16 protein-coding genes and 1 tRNA gene are annotated in these 20,518 nt (G+C 34.4%); 5 read left to right on the top strand and 12 right to left on the bottom strand.

Annotation, left to right across the window (positions count from 1 at the left end; genetic code table 11):
- Positions 1 to 40: 40 nt before the first annotated feature.
- The 8 genes from ACIG3F_RS06040 to ACIG3F_RS06005 form a co-directional block, all read right to left on the bottom strand.
- Positions 41 to 304: a hypothetical protein gene (locus ACIG3F_RS06040; RefSeq protein ID WP_396469599.1), complete on the bottom strand. Its 264-nt coding sequence runs from the start codon at positions 302 to 304 to the stop codon at positions 41 to 43.
- A gap of 370 nt (positions 305 to 674) precedes the next feature.
- Positions 675 to 3,023: an AAA family ATPase gene (locus ACIG3F_RS06035; protein WP_396469598.1), complete on the bottom strand. Its 2,349-nt coding sequence runs from the start codon at positions 3,021 to 3,023 to the stop codon at positions 675 to 677.
- Entirely contained in the window at positions 3,016 to 3,720 is a 705-nt protein-coding gene (locus ACIG3F_RS06030; RefSeq protein ID WP_396469597.1) for an ABC-three component system middle component 1, read from the bottom strand. Before ACIG3F_RS06030 ends, ACIG3F_RS06035 begins: the two co-directional genes overlap by 8 nt.
- Positions 3,713 to 5,143: an ABC-three component system protein gene (locus ACIG3F_RS06025; protein ID WP_396469596.1), complete on the bottom strand. Its 1,431-nt coding sequence runs from the start codon at positions 5,141 to 5,143 to the stop codon at positions 3,713 to 3,715. Before ACIG3F_RS06025 ends, ACIG3F_RS06030 begins: the two co-directional genes overlap by 8 nt.
- 120 nt (positions 5,144 to 5,263) lie before the next feature.
- Entirely contained in the window at positions 5,264 to 8,554 is a 3,291-nt protein-coding gene (locus tag ACIG3F_RS06020) for a type I restriction endonuclease subunit R (RefSeq protein WP_396469595.1), read from the bottom strand.
- Positions 8,555 to 8,604: 50 nt separating this feature from the next.
- Entirely contained in the window at positions 8,605 to 9,891 is a 1,287-nt protein-coding gene (locus ACIG3F_RS06015) for a restriction endonuclease subunit S (protein ID WP_396469594.1), read from the bottom strand.
- Positions 9,888 to 12,095 (bottom strand): N-6 DNA methylase, encoded by a 2,208-nt coding sequence (locus ACIG3F_RS06010; RefSeq protein WP_396469593.1) that lies wholly within the window; start codon positions 12,093 to 12,095, stop codon positions 9,888 to 9,890. Before ACIG3F_RS06010 ends, ACIG3F_RS06015 begins: the two co-directional genes overlap by 4 nt.
- Positions 12,096 to 12,158: 63 nt before the next feature.
- A complete protein-coding gene (locus ACIG3F_RS06005) occupies positions 12,159 to 12,485 on the bottom strand; it encodes a helix-turn-helix domain-containing protein (protein WP_396469592.1) in 327 nt (108 codons plus the stop codon).
- Positions 12,486 to 12,771: 286 nt separating this feature from the next.
- Between ACIG3F_RS06005 and ACIG3F_RS06000 the strand changes: the two genes are divergently transcribed.
- Positions 12,772 to 13,077 (top strand): hypothetical protein, encoded by a 306-nt coding sequence (locus ACIG3F_RS06000; RefSeq protein WP_396469591.1) that lies wholly within the window; start codon positions 12,772 to 12,774, stop codon positions 13,075 to 13,077.
- A 188-nt stretch (positions 13,078 to 13,265) separates the two neighbouring features.
- Here ACIG3F_RS06000 and ACIG3F_RS05995 read toward each other — a convergent pair whose 3' ends face one another.
- Positions 13,266 to 14,333, bottom strand: a complete 1,068-nt coding sequence (locus ACIG3F_RS05995) for an AAA family ATPase (protein ID WP_396469590.1) — start codon at positions 14,331 to 14,333, stop codon at positions 13,266 to 13,268.
- Between the two features lie 72 nt (positions 14,334 to 14,405).
- Positions 14,406 to 14,585, bottom strand: a complete 180-nt coding sequence (locus tag ACIG3F_RS05990; RefSeq protein ID WP_317022959.1) for a helix-turn-helix domain-containing protein — start codon at positions 14,583 to 14,585, stop codon at positions 14,406 to 14,408.
- A 110-nt stretch (positions 14,586 to 14,695) separates the two neighbouring features.
- Between ACIG3F_RS05990 and ACIG3F_RS05985 the strand changes: the two genes are divergently transcribed.
- Positions 14,696 to 15,541 carry a hypothetical protein gene (locus ACIG3F_RS05985; protein ID WP_396469589.1) on the top strand — a complete coding sequence of 282 codons (846 nt, stop codon included), beginning with the start codon at positions 14,696 to 14,698 and terminating at the stop codon, positions 15,539 to 15,541.
- A 99-nt stretch (positions 15,542 to 15,640) separates the two neighbouring features.
- Here ACIG3F_RS05985 and ACIG3F_RS05980 read toward each other — a convergent pair.
- Positions 15,641 to 15,717, bottom strand: a tRNA-Ile gene (locus ACIG3F_RS05980).
- Between the two features lie 798 nt (positions 15,718 to 16,515).
- Between ACIG3F_RS05980 and ACIG3F_RS05975 the strand changes: the two genes are divergently transcribed.
- Together ACIG3F_RS05975 and ACIG3F_RS05970 are read left to right on the top strand one after the other, a co-directional pair.
- Complete coding sequence (locus tag ACIG3F_RS05975) at positions 16,516 to 17,070, top strand: 1-acyl-sn-glycerol-3-phosphate acyltransferase (RefSeq protein ID WP_396469625.1); 555 nt, start codon at positions 16,516 to 16,518, stop codon at positions 17,068 to 17,070.
- Positions 17,071 to 17,320: 250 nt separating this feature from the next.
- The gene (locus ACIG3F_RS05970; RefSeq protein ID WP_004278933.1) at positions 17,321 to 18,070 is read left to right on the top strand and encodes a YebC/PmpR family DNA-binding transcriptional regulator; all 750 of its coding nucleotides are present in this window, start codon (positions 17,321 to 17,323) and stop codon (positions 18,068 to 18,070) included.
- Positions 18,071 to 18,138: 68 nt separating this feature from the next.
- Here ACIG3F_RS05970 and ACIG3F_RS05965 read toward each other — a convergent pair whose 3' ends face one another.
- Entirely contained in the window at positions 18,139 to 18,609 is a 471-nt protein-coding gene (locus tag ACIG3F_RS05965) for an Lrp/AsnC family transcriptional regulator (RefSeq protein ID WP_004278934.1), read from the bottom strand.
- Between the two features lie 380 nt (positions 18,610 to 18,989).
- Here ACIG3F_RS05965 and ACIG3F_RS05960 point away from each other — a divergent pair, with 380 nt between their 5' ends.
- Positions 18,990 to 20,501 carry a hypothetical protein gene (locus ACIG3F_RS05960; RefSeq protein ID WP_396469588.1) on the top strand — a complete coding sequence of 504 codons (1,512 nt, stop codon included), beginning with the start codon at positions 18,990 to 18,992 and terminating at the stop codon, positions 20,499 to 20,501.
- The last annotated feature ends 17 nt before the right edge of the window (positions 20,502 to 20,518 follow it).

The following is a 20,518-nucleotide window of genomic DNA, read 5'->3' as shown; positions in this document are numbered from 1 at the left end:
TGTAGGTGGAGGGCAATCCCCCACCTATCCGCATTATTCATTAGCCAGCAGGTTGAAAGTTAAGCCCATCATCAGATTGTTGTTGTAACTGATAACGTGCATTTCTATTTGGCAAGTAATTACTTTGTAAATATAAATGGTAGTGATATATAGCTGTAGCTTTTTGCATAGCGTCAACATATGCTAAACTCTCATGAGTCATAATATCAGTTGCCAATGCATGCAAATGATCTTGTTCTGAGTATGTCTGACGTATTTGATTGAAATGGTAAACCTCTTTCGCTGCATTCCAAGTAGTACTCATGTGTGTCTCCAAAATAACTCTAACGAATTGTTAGCGATTAAACATTAACAAGAGATTAATCAAACACAAAAGTCCAAACTTATATTTTCATTTTTACTTTGTTTTGGATGTAAGTAATTGATAAGTTCAGCAGACATACCAACTTCCCCTAATTGACAAAAGGCACATGATTAACAATACACTTAATTATCTATATATTTGATAAATAAGTAGTTTATACAACTAAAGTAAAAAATCATGAGGAGATTTTAGATTTTATAGAACTATATGATAGGGCTATAGTACAGCAAATTTAACAGATGAATTATTCAATAATATTCCTTAGATGATTCAAACTAGTGCCATTTGATTAGAAATGGCACTTAAATCCCTATTGATAAATATAGTTATTACTTGGAATAAATTCCTCACGTTTCATAACATTAACCAATTTAACAACCTTGTTAAATTTCAAATACTTATAAGTAAAATATCTAGCTACTTTGTCTTCATGTGTTGATAAAATTACATGTTTATCACTAAAATCATTCCTTAATAATTCTAATAATGAAGACATATTCACATCATCCATAGTCTGCACTGGATCGTCTATGAGAATAGTTGATAATTTTGTAGTATAAACTTTATTTAAGGCTAGGGTTAAAGCTAACACCACTGCAGATATTTGCCCAGAACTCATGGTGTTCAAAATATCATGATCAGTATTTAAATCCGCAACTAATTTAATATTTCTGAGCTGATCTTCATTAGTAGATTGGTCTTTAATGAATATACCATTACCCTCTCCAGCTTGATGACTTTGTAAAATTTTTCCAGAATAAATAAAAAATGGTATTTCAATATCGGTAATTAATTTCTTTCTATATTTTCTTACTTCAGCTTGCATTTTATGTACTATATTATTAATTTTTCTAGAAATATATTGGAGTTTCAACGATTTATTTAAAAGAATAAGTATTTTATCTTTTACATCATTTAAAGAACTGAAGTACAAATTTTCTAAAAATAATTTCTTTTCATTTAAATCATCAATATTAAAATCAGAAATTTTTTCAAAATTATTTTCAAAAATATCCCTATATATTCTTTGAAACTCTAAATAATCTTCACTTAAGGAATTATCCTTAGGGAGATCATCAATTATCGCCAACAATCTATTTAATATTTTTTGTGTGCGATCGGATAGACTTATATCATTAAAATTAGATGACAACAAAACATCTTGATATTCAATTTGTTCAGTTTCGAAAAAATTTCTAATTTTTAATATCTTATCTCTAAAAGAATCATTTTGTAATTTAATAGTATACTCATCTGATAATATATAATTATTACTAATAAATTTTTCTGCCCTTTTAACAATAGGTCTAATAAACAATGATAAAATCATATCTTGAAATTTAACATGTTCCTCATCTTGGAAACTTAATTCGTTTCTTAAAAGATTACCATGCTCCAAGATAGCTTTTTCTAATGCGTTCTTAGCAGTATACTTATGACCACATAAGTAACAGTTTTTTACATTTCCATCTTGTTCCAATTTATTCTTCAAAGAATCATGCTGCTTTATGATTTCTACATAAAGTGATGCTAATCCATTTGTTTTTTCATTAAGAATTTTATATGTATCGATCACCTTTTCAAAAGAACTATAATCTTCTAAATTTAAAATTTTATATAAATTTTCAAGTTCTTGTATATTAAAAATTTTATTTAAATCTTCTTCCTTTAAAATAGGAAGTACGGAGCGAATTGTTTTAGCATTTTTACTAGCTTCTAATACCTTCTCATAATTATCTATTAGATCATTAGTTACTAAAAAGTCATTAACAATCTTTTCATTATCTAAAAAATATTTGAGTTTAAATATTTTTATAAAAATTTCTCTATTCTCTATAAGCTTCTTAACCAAATTAATTTCATTGAGAAATTTATTGTGTTTAATAGCATTGAAATTTTCTATTATTTCAGAATTCCACTCTATATTATTTGGTTTCAGCCAAGGGAAAATATTAACATATGCATTACTGTTAATTAAATTAATATCTTCCATATTTTCGATACTATATTGTGATTTTAAATTTTGAATTTCTAGATTAATAAACTCATTTTTTGTATCAATATTTTTTTTAATATTACAAAATTTATCTATTTTATTTTGTATATCCTGTGTATTTCCAAATAATCTAGAAAGTTCATCTGCTCTTTTTGTCTCACTATAGGTCTTTAGAAATCTAGCTGTTTCTTCTTGCTGAACATAATGAAATAGTAAAAAGTCTCTAGAAAACTCTTGGCTATCAAACAATTGCTCAAGTTCACTCTGTTTAAATGGTATTTCTTCACCTTGAACTATTTTACTCAACTCCCATAAGCTACAGAAGTTTGAAATTTTTTTCTCAGTACCACTTATTTTTGATTTTAATTTTCTTTTAAAAGTATGTATTTCACCCACATTATCTTTAAATTCTATTATTATCTCTACTTTTTTTGCTTGTTTATGTGCAACAACAACATCAGCAGGATGTTGTTTATTTTCTAGCGGTAGTAGTCTTGATATATTCCCTGTTAGTCCAAGTTCAATTGCATCAAATACGGATGTCTTACCATATCCATTTGGTCCATCTAAAATAGTCAGATTATTCTGAGAAAAATTAATAGTAAAATCATTAGAATCAAAAATTTTAAAGTTTTTGATAGTTATTCGATGTAAATTAACCATTACTTTCTAATCCTTCAAAAAAATTCATCAAATCATTAGTTTCAAAGTTTAAATCTAAAGAATCCAATTTCTCATAGATCTTTTGTTCATGAATTTCTAATTCTTCAAATATTTGGTGTTCTAGATTAATTAACATTTCACCTTTTGGTTTATATTTTAGAAATGGTATTTTCAACATCATTTGAATTACTAATGGATAGTAACTTAAGGTCATTTCATTTTTTTCTTTAAATCTTCTAAACTCCTCTCCCTCACCCCCATTTACTATTGCATTCAACAAATCAATACTTAATTTTTTTTCAATTTCTAATAAAGATTTTAAAGAATTTAATTCTTCATTTTTATATATAATCACATTTTTTTTAAAATTATATTCATCTTCTTCAATTATATATATATCTTCATTTTTAATTTCATCTTTTTCAAAAAAAACTAACAATGTACTATTTTTAGTAAATGATTGACTTATATTATTTTGACTTCGAATATAGTCAAATATTTCATCCGCTATTTCTTCAAGAAAAAATTTAACACTGAAATTATCTATTTTTTTCCATTCGATTATACAGAAATACTCCTCTCTATTACTTTCAACAGATGCAGCAAACACCCTAAATATAGAATTATATTTTTCATCTGGAAATTCCAACTTAAAATATTGGTTTGCAATCAGAATATTTTCCAATATATTAATCATTTATTAACTCTTCTATTGCTATGATTTTGGGAATTAAGCTTATTTCATTAATCATTTCATGTCGCTTTATTCTATTTTCTTTAGAACCTTCAGAGAATGGTACATTCTCACGATATTGCTGATTGGGATTAAATTTATGTAAAACATCTCCCATGTATATATAATTTTGTACTTCATATAATGAAGTACTCATTGATTTATTTTCTCTAAACCCTCTTTCAATCCTACTTAACTTCATATTTGTTGGTATAGTTGTCGGTAAGAAAAATATTCCTGGTTTTGCATTATTTCTATATGTAAATCTATATTTATCCAGTTCAATATAGCCTTTTTCAAATTCTATTTTATGTAAAATCTTAAAAAGTACATCTTGAATATTTCTATAATCTATATGCAATGCATTAACTATTGTCTCTTCATTATTTAGATATTGATGTGGAGTAAAATTCCGATTAAATTCCCATAGCTCTCTAGGACTCAAACTAACTAAAAAATTTGTTACTTTTGTAAAATTTATTTCACTTTCCCTATCAATATCTTCATCTTCAATATATTCTTCAATTTTTTCCACAAAAATCTCTTTAAATTTATGAAATACATATTCAGCACTTGGATTTTCTAAATTTTTACTTACGATTTCAATTATTTTAAAAAAAGGGATTGCCACTTTATTTCTTTTTAGCGATATATCCTCATGTCTTGTCGTTATATATTCATCTAAATATCCTAGAAAACTACACAATGTTCTTTCTGTATTTTCTTCTGTACTTATAAGATTAAATATTTCTTTTGTTTTTTTTATTTCTATTAATAACTTTGAGTTTAGATCATTAATATCACAATACTCATTTCCATCTTCATATTTATATGATTCTAATCGACTTAGACAGTCGTTAGTTCCTGATACTATTTCCTCTAAACATTTTAGTAGTTGTTCCGGATCTTTAAGACCAAATGCATCCCTTAAAATACTGGCTGTTTTAGGTATACCCTTTTCTATAGATGTTGCTAACCCAATTACACTACTATCTTTATCTTGAGATGTTTTGTACTCCAATACTAATTCTTCTATATCTGATTTGATTGACAAAGGTAATGTGGCACACTGGTCTTTACATTTTATTTTTTTCCAAGAATGTATATACCCTTTTACATTAGGCTTTTTATATAACTGTAAAGCTATCCCTAAGAGCGCATCATTGTATTTACTGTAATATTCACTATCTACTGCTTTAACTTGATGATATGAACGAGGATTGTCTCCCTCCAGAATTTCAAAATCTTCAATCGCTTCTAACATCAATGTAAATTTTTCATAATTCGTGATACTAGTATTATTTATAAAATGAAGAGCATAGTAGATTGCTATCTTTCCTTGATAGTTATAACCACTCCAAGATGCTGATGCATCAAAATCTGCCATTCCATTCCCCCCTCAAATTTTTTCTAAATAATTGCAAAAAATAATTAAATGTTCATATTAATAACAGCTATAAATATTTTAACGAATCTTTTCTTTTACCGTTTCAAATAAACCCTTTCATTAGCACACCCACTTATCGTCATTCATAGCTAAATTTTTGACTAGCTCAAAGACTGTTGTAACCTTTTCCTGAAATTGAGTCACGTCATAGCTGACTGGTAAGTCTTTATCTAATACTTTCTCAATTTCATCTTTAACTAATGCTTGGGTCTGCCCATCCTTCCACCAATCTTGAACCAACACTTTAGGTGTTGTATTCAAAAGTGCTGTAATCAAATCTCTCGCTGCTAACTTGACCTGCTGTTGCTCATCTTTGGTGAGTTTGTCTTTTAATAGTAGATCATAGATTTCCAACTCATCTTCAGTCAGACCTTCTCTGATATGACGTTGGTCTTCTTCCTGCAACCCTTTTGTGAACTTTTGAATTTCTTCAAACAGTTGTTCAGTCGCCGTAGCACCAGAGTTATAACGATCTATCATTTGCTGATAACGTTCAGCGAAATTAATACGTCCACCATTTTGCTTCAGCATTTGAATGATTTTCTTTTCAAGAAATGCTCGCATATCCGCAATAGCAATGTTCTTGTGCTTGGTTTCTTTAAACTGTTCTTTCAGTTTGTCAAAATCAACTGTGCTTAAATCCCATTTTTGACCATGGATCAAACTATAGCTTTGCTTAAAATCCTTAACCGACTTCGCTGTATCTGCATCTATAATCACACTTCGATCTAAGAGATCCACAACTGCCACACCTGCTGTTTCCAGATCCTGCTGTTCAATGGTGGCTTCAATAAATCCATGTAAAAATTGAATTACAGATACTATCGGGCGTGGCTTAGCTAAGATATTAGGCTTACATGCCTCATATAAGGCAGCAACGGTATTAAAATGAACATTGAACGTTTTTCGATATTCATCTTTTTCTAGTAACCGATCGGCATATTCACCAAATAAAGTATTCTCTTTAAACGTACCGCCATTCTCATTACGAGTTTCTAAGATTTTGTTTAGATCAATATCCTTAGACTCACAATATTCTAGGGTCTTCGTAATCGCTTCATCCAGCATATCGAAAAGTACGGTTTTATCCTGGACAGGCGCATCTGTTTCTCCATCTTCACCAGTGCCTTGGCCGTAATCTTTTAAAGCTGTTTTTAGATTCCTAAATACGTTGTAGTAATCAATAACTTCACCATTTCTTTTCTCTACAAGCTCGCCGTCGGTATTCTGAATACGATATGACGTTACTCGGTTAGCACGAGCAATGGTTTGCATCAAGGTATGACCTTTCATTGGCTTATCTAAGTACAGCGTAGATACCGTTGGTGCATCAAAACCTGTCAGCCACATTGCACAGACGAAAACAAGTTGTAGCGGATGTGCTGGATCTTTAAAATTATCCTCAATATCAGCCCCATTCGTATCAACTTTATTCAAGCGGTCAATATGTGTCTGAATGTCCAAACCTTGCTTATCAAAGCGTTCTTTTTCAGCACTCGGATCACTAATGACCACCGCCATTTGCACCGTACTCATATACTTTTGGCGTTGCTTTAAACGATGTTTTTCAACATCATTTTTAGAGTTATGAATACGTGTTTGTAAATGTTTAAGCTCTTCTTTCCAAAGTTTTGAAACCTTGTCATACATGCGTACAGCTGTAAATTGATCTACGGCGACCATCATACCTTTACCCAAATATCCACGGCGTGGGAAATGGTAGACAATATCTTGGGCAATTCGATCTAAACGGTCATCTCGTTTAATAACTTCAAGTTCCGTAGAATACTTCCGCTCAAGCTTTTCTTTTTGTGCTTCGTTTAACTCTTCATCTTCTAAAATTTCAGCGAGCTCTTCATTCAGATCATCATTTTGAAGTAATACTTCTGGAACTCGTTTTTCATAGAACAGTGGCAGCGTTGCTTTATCTTCAATTGCCTGTTGGAAGGTATATTCCGAAACATACTCACCAAACCATTGCTTGGTCTTTTTCTGTTTAAGAATAGGTGTACCTGTAAAAGCTAGGAAATGTGCGCCGTCTAATCCTTTACGCATGTTTTCAGCAAGTGATTCATACTGTGTACGATGCGCTTCATCGACAATGACAATCACTTCCCGCTCAGCAGGATTGAATAGCTGAGGATACTCTTGACCTTTCTCGTATCTGAACTTTTGAATTAGAGTAAATACAATCTTGGTATTTTGGTTAAGTAAGGATCGAAGATGGGTACTGTTTTTCGGTTGTGCTGCTTCTTTTTCTAGCACGGCTTTGGTTTGAATAAAGTTTTTATAAATCTGTGAATCCAAGTCTTCACGATCCGTAATCACCACAAAGCTAAAATTACCTGTGACTTTACGATAAATCTTTCTGACGTAGAAAATCATCGAGAAACTTTTACCAGAGCCTTGAGTATGCCAAAACACACCCAGACGACCTTGTAGCTCATCACGCTTCAGGAAGTTTTTAAAGGCATGATTCACCCCCAAAAACTGATGGTTCTGAGCGATAATTTTATATTTTTCATTTTGGAATAAGATAAAGTTTTCAATATAGTCCAATAGTCTTTCAGGACGGCAAAGACCACGTAGCAAGTATTCAATACTTGTGCCTTGTTCCTCAATCTCTTCTTTATTGACCTTTTCTTTTTCATGGTCTACACGTAACCAGTTAAAGAAATGTTCCCACTCGGCGGTAAAACTTCCAAGCTTGGTATCTGTGGCATTGGATAGCACACAAAAAGCATTGGTTAAGAACAGTTGTGGAATATCATTTTTATAATTTTTTAAATTGTCATCAAAAGCATTCTTGAGCTTTACATTGGAGTTTTTCAGCTCAATAAATACCAGTGGCAAACCATTTACATAAAGAATGAGATCGGGACGGCGATATGCACAATGTGGTGTCCGTCCTGTCGATTGAATCCATAACTGAGATACCACCAAAAATTCGTTGTTTTCTGGGTTTTCAAAATCAATAAGTTTTAGAAATTCATTTTCATGTTTTTCGCCGTTGGCATCTTCATAAGTAATCGATGCACCATCACGGATATCTGTATAGAGATCCATATTGGCTTTAATTGCTGACATTGAGCCACGGCGATCCATCAATTTAGAGACAGCAGTTTCAATAACGTCTAAAGGGACTCGGGGATTAAATTGCACGCATTTGGCAATAACACGATCTTTTAAGATGACATCTTTTTTGTCTGTTCGACCTGAACCATCATTTAAATCACTTGAATCTGTAGTAAGGCAGTTTAAATGCTCATATCCAAATTCTGTGTTTAAAAGCGCAATGGTTGCTTGTTCAATGTCATCTTCACTTATGAAGTTACGTGTTACTTTTGTCACAATTAATCCCCCTATATCCCTCTAAATACTTCTACTATTTTTATGACTTACTATTCTTGCATTGATGGTGGAAACTGAATATCTAAGTTTTCCACTGATAATTTCCCTGAAATTAACCTAGGCAGAAGACTATCTTTCTGCTCACCTAACAATCTATTCTGTTTTTGAAGAGTTAAAACTTCATCAAAGATAGGACGGCATTGATTTTCAAAGCTTTCAACTAGCAAGTCATTTGGCTTAAACAATTTAACTTTCTTAAAATTGCCACGACTTAATTCAGCAAAAGTTGCTCCTGATGCTAAAATTTCCAAATATGGCTTGGCAAATTTTAGCCAAAAATACAAATAAGTTAATGGAAACTCTTTGTTTGGAATACACGTTATAAACCCTTGATTCGTACATGCTTCAGTCGTATTTATTGATAACACACCAATTGTTGCTCGACTTGTCATCATAATTGAATAAGGAGGAAATAATTTAGCTGAACTCTTATTTAACCCAGTTTCATTACACTTCAATTCCGAATTTTCAATAAACAAACTATCTTGTCGAGTTAAATCGGAAGGCGTGTACCAATTGATTTCTCCATCAACCCAATATTCATCGACTTCTTTAGATGGAGTACCACCACCTAAAACAGCAAAAGAATCATTAACAGTTTGCTCTACCCAATCCCTAGGAACACCTTTTTCAAACTCTGTATTTTCCCAATTAGGAAAACGAAAACGTACAAACCATTCTTTATATAGCTCTTCAGCCATATTTTCTAAAATTTGGATACGCTTTTTATTTTTTTCAATAAGGTCATCGTAAGCTGAAAGAACAGCGGCGACCTTTTTCTGTGTTTGAATATCAGGATAGTTAAAGCTGAATTTCTTTAACTCACCTATAGCCATCCGCACTTGGTTTGCACTACCTCTAGCTCTAGACTCCACATGATGTTTAAAAAAAATAGTCTTGGTTAAATAATAAAAAAAATTATTTGACAAGATATTCCCATCTTTAGGTCTCAAAATTGCCGCATTCTGATTTAAGAAACTGCCTGAATAAATGTCTTGTACCTTTATAGTCCTGCCTACAACCGAACCTTGTTGTGAAGGATGAGAGCCAACTGTCGCAATACAAACATCACCAAATTTTAATTGATGATTCTTATATTTATTAAACAATGATTCTGGTAGATAACTATCATTTGAAGTTTCAGCTATCGATCCATTTACCATGTTTGTTACTTTAACCACGTAAATATCTTTCTCAGAATCTGAATATTCAGCCTCTGTCCAACTTCCACCATTCGTTATCTCAATAATCTCATCAAGGGTATAGACAGTCATCATTTACCCTCCACAAGTAACTTAAGATTTTGAACAACTACACTCGAAATTTCCTGACTTATCTTATTCAATTCTTCGAAGTCATCTGACATAGCTTGTAAATACTGTGAAAATTCTTCTTCAGTCCGACCATCTTCTTCAATAACTACACCAACATAACGCCCAGCATTTAAAGAGTAATCTTGCTCTTTTACCTCTTCAGGTGTTGCTAACTTACAAAGACCCGTTACATCTTCATATTCCGCATTTGGGAAACGCTCTTGTAACCATGAAATATGATTGAAGAAATACTCAGCTTCACTACGGTCGGCTTTAATATCCGCAAGTAAAGCTTTCACTTCTTTAATATCTGCTGATAAAGCATTTAAAACCTTAAGTTTGGCATCCTTTACTTTAAACAGATCTTTATTGTCATTTGCCTTCGCTTCAGTGGCTTCAGCACGAATTAATTTAACTAACTCATTGTGTGCTTTTTCTTTTTCACGAATTGCTTTGTCTAAAACCTTGGCTTCATCAGCAATAGTTTTAAAGAACGGCGTAAAGCTTGCTCTTAGGTTCTTTTGAACTTCATTCAGATTTTTCACTAAATCTTTCGTGATAGCCTGAGGAAAATCTTTTACATAAATATTAAAGCTTTCTTGCAACGGCTTTAACGCATGCCAATGTGTATTTAGCGTATCAACACTTTGAACAATGGCTACGTCATCTTTTAAAGCATCTTTGAGCTTCTTAAAGCTAGGCTCAACATGAGGAACAGTAGCTTCAAGCTTTGCCATTCCTTGTCTAAAGTAATCATCCACCAAACTAATATATTCATGATTTCGCTCCTTATGCAGCTTACTAATCATGGCAATATTCAGGATTTGCTCATCGGTAAAATCACGATGGGCACGGTCGATCTGTCTAAAGATGTTTCGGGCATCAATAAACAAAATCTTGTCATCTTGTTTATTTTTATCAAAGAACCACAACGTTGCAGGTAGCGTTACGGTATAGAACATATTTGAAGGCAAAGTTAGCATGCCATAAATCAAATTATTCTCGATCAATGTCTGACGTACATCAGCTTCTGAATTACGTGCATCTGAAGCTGAGTTAGGCATAACTAAGGCTGCACGACCACTATTAGATAGCTTCGCTTGCTCTGCATTCTTCAGTGAAGTGGCAAATAAATTAATCCAAAGGTAGTTGGCATTAGGCACTGTTTCAGCCTTGGCATTATCATCGGCTTTTTTAGTTTTGGTTTTGTTACGAGGTAAACCATAGGTATTAAAACGAGGATCTTTTTCAACAGTCGCTAGAGCCACATCATCCACGTTAAATGGTGGATTCGCCATGATGTAGTCAAACTTTTCAAAGCCCTTAAATGGATCTTCTGCATAAGAGTTTGCTTGGCGAATATCGCCTTTAAGGCCATTTACGAACAAGTTCATTTTGGCAAGTTTGCCAGTATCTAGCGTCTTTTCTTGACCGTATACAAATAAGCTATTGTTTGTCTCAGCTTCACCTAGTTTTTTGCTCAGCTCTTTACGACGCTCTACAAACTGTAAAGACTGAACGAACATACCACCCGAACCACAGGCTGGATCATATACAGAGCCGTTATACGGTTCGATCATTTCAACCATCAATCGAACAACTGAAGTTGGTGTAAAGAATTCACCACCTTTTTGACCTTCAGACAAGGCGAATTTACCGAGGAAGTATTCGTAAATTTTACCGAATACATCACCTGAAGCATCAGAAGGAATATTTGAAAAACTACGAACCAAGCCTTTTAAAGCCTGTTTACTTTGAGCCAAACGATTAAAGGCTTGATAATCATTTTTAGGCAAGACATCTTTAAAATCTTCTTGCCCTTGATGATATTCAATTGCCTGCATCGCTTCTTTAATTTTTGAGGCTAAATCTTCATTTTCTGGAAGTTCGAGTAAGTAGTTATAACGGGCATTATCGGGTAAATAGAAACCACAATGTTTAATGGCAATTTCAGAAAGAGGCTTTTCACGGCGTGTGCCTTTAAGCTCATTAAACTCTTTTAAAATCGCTTCTTCAGCAGCGCCGTATTTGTTATCAGCGAACTTTAAGAAAATTAGACCAAGTACAGGTGTTGAGTACTCATTCGGTTTCAAGTCTGTATTTGCACGTAGACTATCTGCGGCTGACCAAAGTTGATCTTCTAACTGTTTTAACTCATTGAGGTTCATAATTTTTCCAAATCAATTTATATATCCGATCTGCTCATTTTCTTTTAGCATTTATTTTTCCAGTTATGCCTTTTGCAAAGACAAGATGAATTTCTGAATCATCTCTCTTTCAGACTCTGGTAACTCTTGAATAGATTTAGCAATTGGGTCGGTGCCTAGATCTGAAGAGCGCTCTGTACGCCCCAATAGATAATCAGCAGACACATTCAAAACAACTACAAGCTTGTAAAAATTTTCTAAAGACGGCTTACGAGAGCCTGCTTCAATATGTGAAATAGATGTTGAAGGTATACCTGTTTTGTCAGAGATATCCTGCTGCGTCATTTTTCTTTGTGTTCTTATTTCTTTGAGCCTTGCACAAAACAGCTCAGAATCCATCTCAATCAACATAAAACACCATAAATCGACAATAAATACTTGACTATATCGACAAGTTTTCATATATATACATGACAGCATTTTATTGTCTATTTCGACAAAAAGACATCATCAAAAGAAATTAAAAGAGGAAATTTAATATGAAGAATAGTGTATGTGCATGAGTGTCTTATCTCGACAATAAAACACTCATGCTTTTCATCTCAAATCGCTGAAATGAAAGATGTAAAATTTCGACGTTTTACCTTTGCATTCTTTCATAACAGACCATTGAAGTAAATTTATCTTGGAGTCTATTATGAGCAATTCACCAGGCCACATCTCTATTACTATTCATCCAGCAATTCGAAGTTTAAATGTACGTCGAATTTCTAAAATGGTTGCGACAAAAATTATTGAAACTACAGCCTTACAGCAATGCTGGAATACTTCATTTTGTTTTCAGCTATCCGTAGCTGATCATTTAAATACTTACCAAGCTCTAACTTATTTTATAGATAATCAGTTTTTTGAAATATATGGTTTTAACAAATCTGAAATCGTTAGTTTTAATGAAATCTATGATGAGCTCTACTGTAAATTTAAAAACAAAATAAATTACTAAATAAATTATTGTACAAGTTGAGCTACATGAATAAGTTGAAGATAACTATATGATTTAAAATAGATTCATATTTTTCATCAACTTGCTCATGCTTACTTATCATGAGCAAGTTGAATATTTATATATTTTATACAGTTAGTGCCATGTAGATCAACTTATTCATATTGATTGCATCGATCAATATAATTTTAGAAATGTGTCGGCTCATCTAATCTATGAATCTTAGGCAATGACCAAAACCATACTTTTTCACCACAAGGCCTAAAAGGTTTAATATTTAACCTTTCTTGTGCACGCCGTATAGATGATAGACTCAGGCCAGCTTCTTTAGCCTGCAAGTGAATATTTTTTGCTGGCAATCTCTCAACATCGCTTAACAATTCAATCAAAAACTCTTTAGCAACTTCTACCGCAGAATTATTATCCCCAATATTAAGTTCAGCACTATTCAGCAACTCCTTAGCAAAGCCGTCAACTCTACCTAACCAATTAGTTTTCGTAGTTTCAATTTTATCTGCAATAGTCACAGACTCAAGTTGATAACAAATACCACCATCAAGTACCGAAATATTACTTTTTGCACGTACAAGAATATAATCACCCTCAGCCTCTCTTAGAGAAGCACACCAAGCCATACGTGCCAATGCACTGAATGCTTGGGAGCCTAGAATTCTGTCAGCAGGACTATTGTTTGCGCTACCTTTTGCAAAATGAGTAATCCCTAATATAGCAAAATCATATTGACTAGCTAAATCAACTAAAGGCTGCAACGATCGTCTCACATCATTGGCCTTGTTCATATCACCACTTACCGCAGAAATGATTGGATCTATCATTAAAAGCTTAAGGTCAGGATTTTCTATTATGTACTGCTCAATTTTCGGAAAATCTTTAGCAGGGTCAAAGGATTCTAATTTACCTTCTTTATTAGTACGTCCAGCAATAAACGATACTTTGCTAACATTAGCTCCATTTGCGATTAATCGAGGCTTTAATGTATCTGAAGGATCATCTTCAGTTGAGTAAATTAATACCTTTCCCGAGTTTTCACACTGCATACCATCTGGGAAAACCCCACCTGTTGTGATCGTTGCAATAAGTGCAAGAGAAATATTAGTTTTACCACATCCACCTGCACCTGCAAGAATCGTCATCTTACCCAGGGGTAGCCATCCAGCCCAAAGCCAATTGATCGCTGTAGCTTCAATATCCTGCATACTTACAATTTTTAGATCATTTTTTAACGCATTATTCATTTATAAATCATCTGTAATTGGTAATAACCTTTTAGACTTGAAAGTTTATTCAAGCCTAAAAGGTAGAGTTGATTATTTAATTTCACCAGCAAAACGTAAAATGTCATTGCGGTTCCAGCGAAGCAGACGACCATGCCTTTTGGGAAGTATCGGTCCATTTTCATAGATAGCCCATTTACGAAGGGTTTGGGGTTGCATGCCAAGAAGCTTAGCCGCTTCAGTTGTTGTTAGTAATAAGCTTTCTTGCTTCATGATGAAGCATCCTGTTCAATTGAATTAAGTATTTTTTAGTTGATTTTTATTGTTTTTATCAGTGTACAGATATATGTTAATTTCTTGACACTTGACAAACAAAGCATTAAATGAATTTTAAAAAAAGTGGGCGCCCACAGAAGACAGTAATAGATATCTTGAAAACATTAATCTGGTTTGAATATGTAGCCGTTCAAGTTTTCCAAACATATCAAAAACGAAATGTCACTCCATCACAGAACGAAAAAAAATCTAATAAAGCAAGTCTAAAAAGTTTAGAAGTTTTTTTTGATCAAGAGGACTCAAATATTTGGTACAAATATTCGATTGGCTCAAACAGTCCAAATAGTGAAAGCCTAGCCTTGGTCGACAATAAAATTCCATGCTCTTCAATATACTTTAACCACCCGATTTGGAACTTTTTAAAAACTCTACCTACTGGCAAACTTGATTTACGATTTTTTTATTCTCAATTAAGTGAAAACTCTAGACAACTTTTAGAAAGTAATGAGGTAACTTGTTTATTCAATTTTACTTATACAGACGGAAATGATTTTTCAAAATTTGAAAATTTACTAGAATTTTATAGTTGTATTATTTATAGGTATTACCAAGCTAAATTTAAAATCGATCCAAAAGAAGTAGAAAAAATTTATTTTTACTTCTCTAGAAATACCAATCACATTTTGAACCAATTTGGCACAATCGGATATTTTTTATTAAAATTAATGCGACTTCACCTTCTTCAACCAGAAGACTCTGTATCAAGTAGCTTTACTATCGAATCCAATTTAAATCAACAGCAGACACTATCACGCATACTAAAAGAGATAAATCTGAATCCAAAAAGATATCAACCCCTCACAGAAAAATTTGATACTTTTCGTTTAGATGGTGATTCTTATAAAAACCCTAATACTTACATTTTTCTTGAGGATGATATCATCTACCCATAATAGTCATAATAGTTGATCTATTTTGCTTACCATGTGCTTACTAAAACACAAAAACAAAAAAACCACTTACGATTAGTACACGTAAGTGGTTGTTTTATATGGTGGGCCCAGACAGACTTGAACTGTCGACCAACGGATTATGAGTCCGCTGCTCTAACCAACTGAGCTATAGGCCCTATATGCTGAAAACTTTATTTATCAATAAGTTCAGGCGTCATGAATACTAGCTAAGATTTTTTGGAAAGACAAGTGCTTTTATAACTGCTTGAACATTTAGGCAGCAATCATGGGCGACTTGTCTTAGTCAAAATTCAGTTACTTAAGACTTCAGTATAGGAGGCATATAGAAAAATGAGATACATGCTGCATCATTTAAGATAAATGAGCCTGTATCTTGAATTTAATCCGGTCTACTAAGCGTAAAACTGATAGATTTAAGGTCTTAGTATATCTATAAGGTATCAAAATTCTTTATTACTCAGGCAGCAATGTTAAAGGAATAGCCTAGAACTAAAGAAGATAGAATGACTAGAATTCAGACTTCATTTCTTCGTCTTTATGTAAATCCTGCTTAATTTCGATCAAAGACCATACAATTATAAGCGCAAAAATCAATAGGGAGACTACGAAGGCTGTCATGTACGTCATACTTTTCAATCTCAGAGTAGAAAGAATAAGAAAATAGAAAAGACCTGTATCTGTCTTCTTCTTCGACAAAAGTCTAATAACTAAAGTGTGCTCTGGATAGTCATTTTTTCATCATTTTAAGACTTTTTTTGTATCTAATGATATTTTTAAGATCTTAATATTGTTTTATTTATATATATTAACTCTTAATCTTGCAGCTTAAAAAGATGAATAAATCATAGATTTTTACATTATTCGCTGATTTTATTGGAAAGCCTATTGACTGTATGGGCGAACAAGATGAAATTATGCAGTTCTCTACATACAGCTTTTACTTCTCCATACTTATGCTAAATAAATTCCTTGGCGAATCTGCATTTAAACTTGCAGGTTGGCAATATCATGTCGAACCCGATGTGCTTGAAGATAAACAGGTCATTATTGGGTTTGAACATACCTCAATGATGGATGCGGTACTGTCAATTGCCCTGTTCCAGATTTATGACCTCAAGGTTCATACCTTGATTAAAAAAGAATTATTTAAAGGACCGTTTAAACCGCTATTGAACGCTGTGGGTGGTATTCCGGTTGACCGCAAGGCCAGTAAAGATATCGTGACCCAGATGGTGGAACATTTTCAGAACAATGAAACGTTCAATCTGGTGATTGCTCCCGAAGCAACACGGGCTAAACAAGGTGAAGCACGCAAACCAATCCGTACCGGTTTCTGGCATATTGCCAAGGCTGCTAATGTACCAATCGTGTTGTTATATGCCAACTCCAAAACCAAGCAAGGCGGTATTCTGGGCAAGATTTATCCGACAGACCTTGCGCATGACCTGGCCTTGATCAAGCAACTTTATAAAGACAAGGTTGGTCTGGATATCGTTATTCCAGAATAAGCTTTTTAAAAAGAAAAGCACGGACATGAACAGCAATCCTGCTGTTCATGTCCTGTTCATTCATCTCTATAAATGTATAAAAATAAAATCACAAACGCTCCATCCTATTTCTACTCTTTCTTAATTTAGCGCTTTTTTTTGCTTTTATTCTGAAATCTCAAATCCAGGCACTTTTTTTTAAAAAAACGCTTATGGTAGAATTTCGGCATTCTGATAGGCATACAGCCAATCTACAAGGAGCATAGTTCGCATGGCGGGTCATTCCAAGTGGGCCAATATTAAGCATCGCAAAGCAAAACAAGATGCGAGTCGTGGTAAAGTTTTTACCAAATACATTCGTGAATTAACCACTGCTGCAAAGCTTGGTGGTCCAGATACTGCAAGCAACCCTCGTCTACGTGCTGTGGTTGAAAAAGCATTATCAGTGAATATGACACGTGATGTGATCAACCGTGCCATTCAACGTGGTGCTGGTGGCGAAGATAACGATGACCTGAAAGAAGTGACCTACGAAGGTTATGGTGTAGGTGGTGTTGCAGTTATTGTTGAAACCATGACTGATAACTTGAACCGTACTGTGCCTGACGTACGTCATTGCTTCTCTAAAACTGACGGTAACTTAGGCACCAACGGTTCGGTTGCATTCCTGTTCACGAAACGTGGCGAGATCACTTTTGAAGATGTGTCTTTGGAAGATCAAATCATGGAAGTGGCATTAGAAGCAGGTGCTGAAGACATCGAAGTCACTGAAGATGATATCCTGGTCATTACCACACCTGAAGCTTTCGGTGATGTTCAAGATGCTTTAACTGCTGCAGGTTTAAAATCTGACAATGCTGAAGTGGTGATGAGCCCTTCAACCAAAGCAGAAATCACAGACATCGATCAAGCAAAAAAAATCATGAAAATGATTGATATGCTTGAAGATCTGGATGATGTACAAAACGTATATACCAACGTTGAATTCTCAGATGCTGTTTTAGCAGAACTTGATGCTTAAATATGACTGATTCAAAAAACGCACCTTAGGGTGCGTTTTTTATGGCTGTCGACCACCCTCGTCTTTGATTAAACTTTATTGAGTAATCCGCTACAGTTAAAGACATTATATTCTTTAATGACAAAGCTGGAATGCAGTGCAACCACGTGCTCAATTTTTCCAATCCGCTTAAGCAGGATTTCACTATAATTTTCCATATCTCGTGCCACGACTTCGACAATAAAGTCCGCAGACTGACCGGTGACCAAAAAGGTATTAATCACTTCGGGAATGCTTTCCAGTTCTTCCAGAAATTTAGCAAAAGTATCGCTATCGTGTTTGCTTAAGGATACCTGTAACAGCACATGCAGACTGAAACCTAATTTCTGGTAATTGATTTCACGTTTTAAGCCACTGATAATATTATGATCGATTAAATGTTTGATCCTGCGATGCACCGAACTCACAGATAAATTCACCCGCTCGGACAGTTCATTCAGATTAACATCTTCATGGGTCAATATTTCTAGAATATGTTTATCGAAACGATCCAGTTCCATTTTTATACTCTTATATCAATAATCAATAGATGCAGAAAATTTTGCGCCATCTCTGTTATACAATATTTATTTATTTTTCACAAAACTTTCATATTTTGAAATTTTTTTCCAAATGGGATCTCATTTTATAAATACGGTTTTCAGGAGGGTTTAAATGACCGTTAATCATATAAATTAAAAACATGACCAATGGTATTTTAAGTTAAATCTTTATTTTTAAATTATTTAAATTGGGTAAACACGGCAACAGATAGACTACTCCTCTCAGCCCCTACACGACTTAACCGTCCATCTTTTATAAGTGTATAGAAATAGATTAAAACAAAGGCGCTTTAAAAACAAAAATAGCGTATTTCAAAAATATTACACAAGGAACGGTCATGGCTTCTAAACTTTTAAGCTTGATAAAAACAAAAGTGAGTCCTGTTTTAACCGTCGAAACCCAAACGAAGAGCTTATTGGGCGGCTTATTCGGTGGAACGACATCAGGTACCCTCACCAATCTTATTGGCAATCTCACCGGATCCAATACTCAACCTTCAGTCAGCTCATTATTAAATAATCTCCTTTCTGGAAGCAGCCTGAGTAGGACAAATCTCAGCAATTTATTAACTCAATTTTCTGGTTCGAATGCCTCAAGTTTAAATATTCAAAGCCTGATCAGTAGCTTAACCCAATCCAATGGCGGTAGCTTTAATATTACCCAGGTCACCAATTTATTAAAGAGCTTAATGGGGAGCAATAGCAGCAGCCTGGATCTTGAGGCTATTTCTAAACTGGTGGGCGGCTTATTGGACGGCAGTACGGGCAATATTGATATTGGTAAAATTTCTCAACTGGTCGGTGGCCTGATCGGCGGTTCAAGTAATATTGATATTGGTGCCATTGCGGGTCTGGTCAGCAACCTCATCGGTGGTAATGGTGATATCGATATCGCGAAAATTGCTCAACTGGTTAGTGGCTTAATCGGTGGTTCAAGCAATATTGATATCGGTGCGATTGCTAGTCTAGTCGGCAACCTGATCGGCGGTAATGGCGAGATTGATATCGCACAAATTGCTCAACTGGTGGGTGGTCTGATTGGTGGGTCTGGCGGATTGGGTGGCGTGGACATTGGTGCCATCGCAGGTCTGGTCGACAATTTAATTGGCGGTAATGGTGAGATTGATATCGCACAAATTGCTGAATTGGTCGGTGGTCTGATCGGCGGTTCTGGCGGATTGGGCGGTGTAGATATCGGTGCCATCGCAGGTCTGGTCAGCAACCTCATCGGCGGCAATGGCGAGATTGATATCGCACAAATCGCTCAGCTCGTTGGCGGCCTGATTGGTGGTTCTGGCAGTTTAGGTGATATAGATATTGGAGCAATTGCAGGCTTGGTGGGTGGTTTAATCGGTGGCAATGCAGACAGTGATTTTGATCTTGGTGCTATTACCGATTTAATTAGCGGCTTTGTAGGCGGAAATGCGACGGGTGGTTTTGATGTCGGTGGCTTCACTGACTTACTGAGCGGTCTGATTGAGAATGGTGCAAATGGCGTAGACTTGGGTGGGTTATTGGGTAATCTGAATCTCGGTAGCGATCTGGACCTGGGTGGTATGATCGGAGGTATTTCCTCTGCTTCAAACGGCTTTGACTTAGGCAGTATTGCCGAAGGTGTTGGTCAGTTGGTGGGTAGTGGCTCTTCGATTGAATTACCTGACCTCGGTGATCTTGTGCAAGGTGTGGGCGCGACTGATTCCAATATTGATCTGTCTGCTATCCTGCCTGGCATTAAAGATACAATTCAGAATATCGGCAGTGGCGGTTCTTCATCCGGATTTGATTTTGGTTCACTCCTCAATAATTTTACTAAAAATATTGATATCGACCAGACTAATCCTTGGGGTTAATCATAATCTCATCAAAA

It is taken from the genome of Acinetobacter sp. NPDC052428 (assembly GCF_044547685.1).
Lineage (GTDB): Bacteria > Pseudomonadota > Gammaproteobacteria > Pseudomonadales > Moraxellaceae > Acinetobacter > Acinetobacter lwoffii_G.
This window is presented reverse-complemented; position numbering and strand designations above follow the sequence as displayed.

What these genes read in the sequence shown, in the direction of transcription:
- ACIG3F_RS06035 (WP_396469598.1), bottom strand. Translation starts at nt 3,023, where the DNA reads ATGGTTAATTTACATCGAATAACTATCAAAAACTTTAAAATTTTTGAT.
- ACIG3F_RS05995 (WP_396469590.1), bottom strand. Translation starts at nt 14,333, where the DNA reads ATGAATAATGCGTTAAAAAATGATCTAAAAATTGTAAGTATGCAGGAT.
- ACIG3F_RS06040 (WP_396469599.1), bottom strand. Translation starts at nt 304, where the DNA reads ATGAGTACTACTTGGAATGCAGCGAAAGAGGTTTACCATTTCAATCAA.
- ACIG3F_RS05965 (WP_004278934.1), bottom strand. Translation starts at nt 18,609, where the DNA reads ATGGAACTGGATCGTTTCGATAAACATATTCTAGAAATATTGACCCAT.
- ACIG3F_RS06010 (WP_396469593.1), bottom strand. Translation starts at nt 12,095, where the DNA reads ATGAACCTCAATGAGTTAAAACAGTTAGAAGATCAACTTTGGTCAGCC.
- ACIG3F_RS06030 (WP_396469597.1), bottom strand. Translation starts at nt 3,720, where the DNA reads ATGATTAATATATTGGAAAATATTCTGATTGCAAACCAATATTTTAAG.
- ACIG3F_RS05990 (WP_317022959.1), bottom strand. Translation starts at nt 14,585, where the DNA reads ATGAAGCAAGAAAGCTTATTACTAACAACAACTGAAGCGGCTAAGCTT.
- ACIG3F_RS05975 (WP_396469625.1), top strand. Translation starts at nt 16,516, where the DNA reads ATGCTAAATAAATTCCTTGGCGAATCTGCATTTAAACTTGCAGGTTGG.
- ACIG3F_RS05985 (WP_396469589.1), top strand. Translation starts at nt 14,696, where the DNA reads ATGAATTTTAAAAAAAGTGGGCGCCCACAGAAGACAGTAATAGATATC.
- ACIG3F_RS06005 (WP_396469592.1), bottom strand. Translation starts at nt 12,485, where the DNA reads ATGTTGATTGAGATGGATTCTGAGCTGTTTTGTGCAAGGCTCAAAGAA.
- ACIG3F_RS05960 (WP_396469588.1), top strand. Translation starts at nt 18,990, where the DNA reads ATGGCTTCTAAACTTTTAAGCTTGATAAAAACAAAAGTGAGTCCTGTT.
- ACIG3F_RS06000 (WP_396469591.1), top strand. Translation starts at nt 12,772, where the DNA reads ATGAGCAATTCACCAGGCCACATCTCTATTACTATTCATCCAGCAATT.
- ACIG3F_RS05970 (WP_004278933.1), top strand. Translation starts at nt 17,321, where the DNA reads ATGGCGGGTCATTCCAAGTGGGCCAATATTAAGCATCGCAAAGCAAAA.
- ACIG3F_RS06015 (WP_396469594.1), bottom strand. Translation starts at nt 9,891, where the DNA reads ATGATGACTGTCTATACCCTTGATGAGATTATTGAGATAACGAATGGT.
- ACIG3F_RS06025 (WP_396469596.1), bottom strand. Translation starts at nt 5,143, where the DNA reads ATGGCAGATTTTGATGCATCAGCATCTTGGAGTGGTTATAACTATCAA.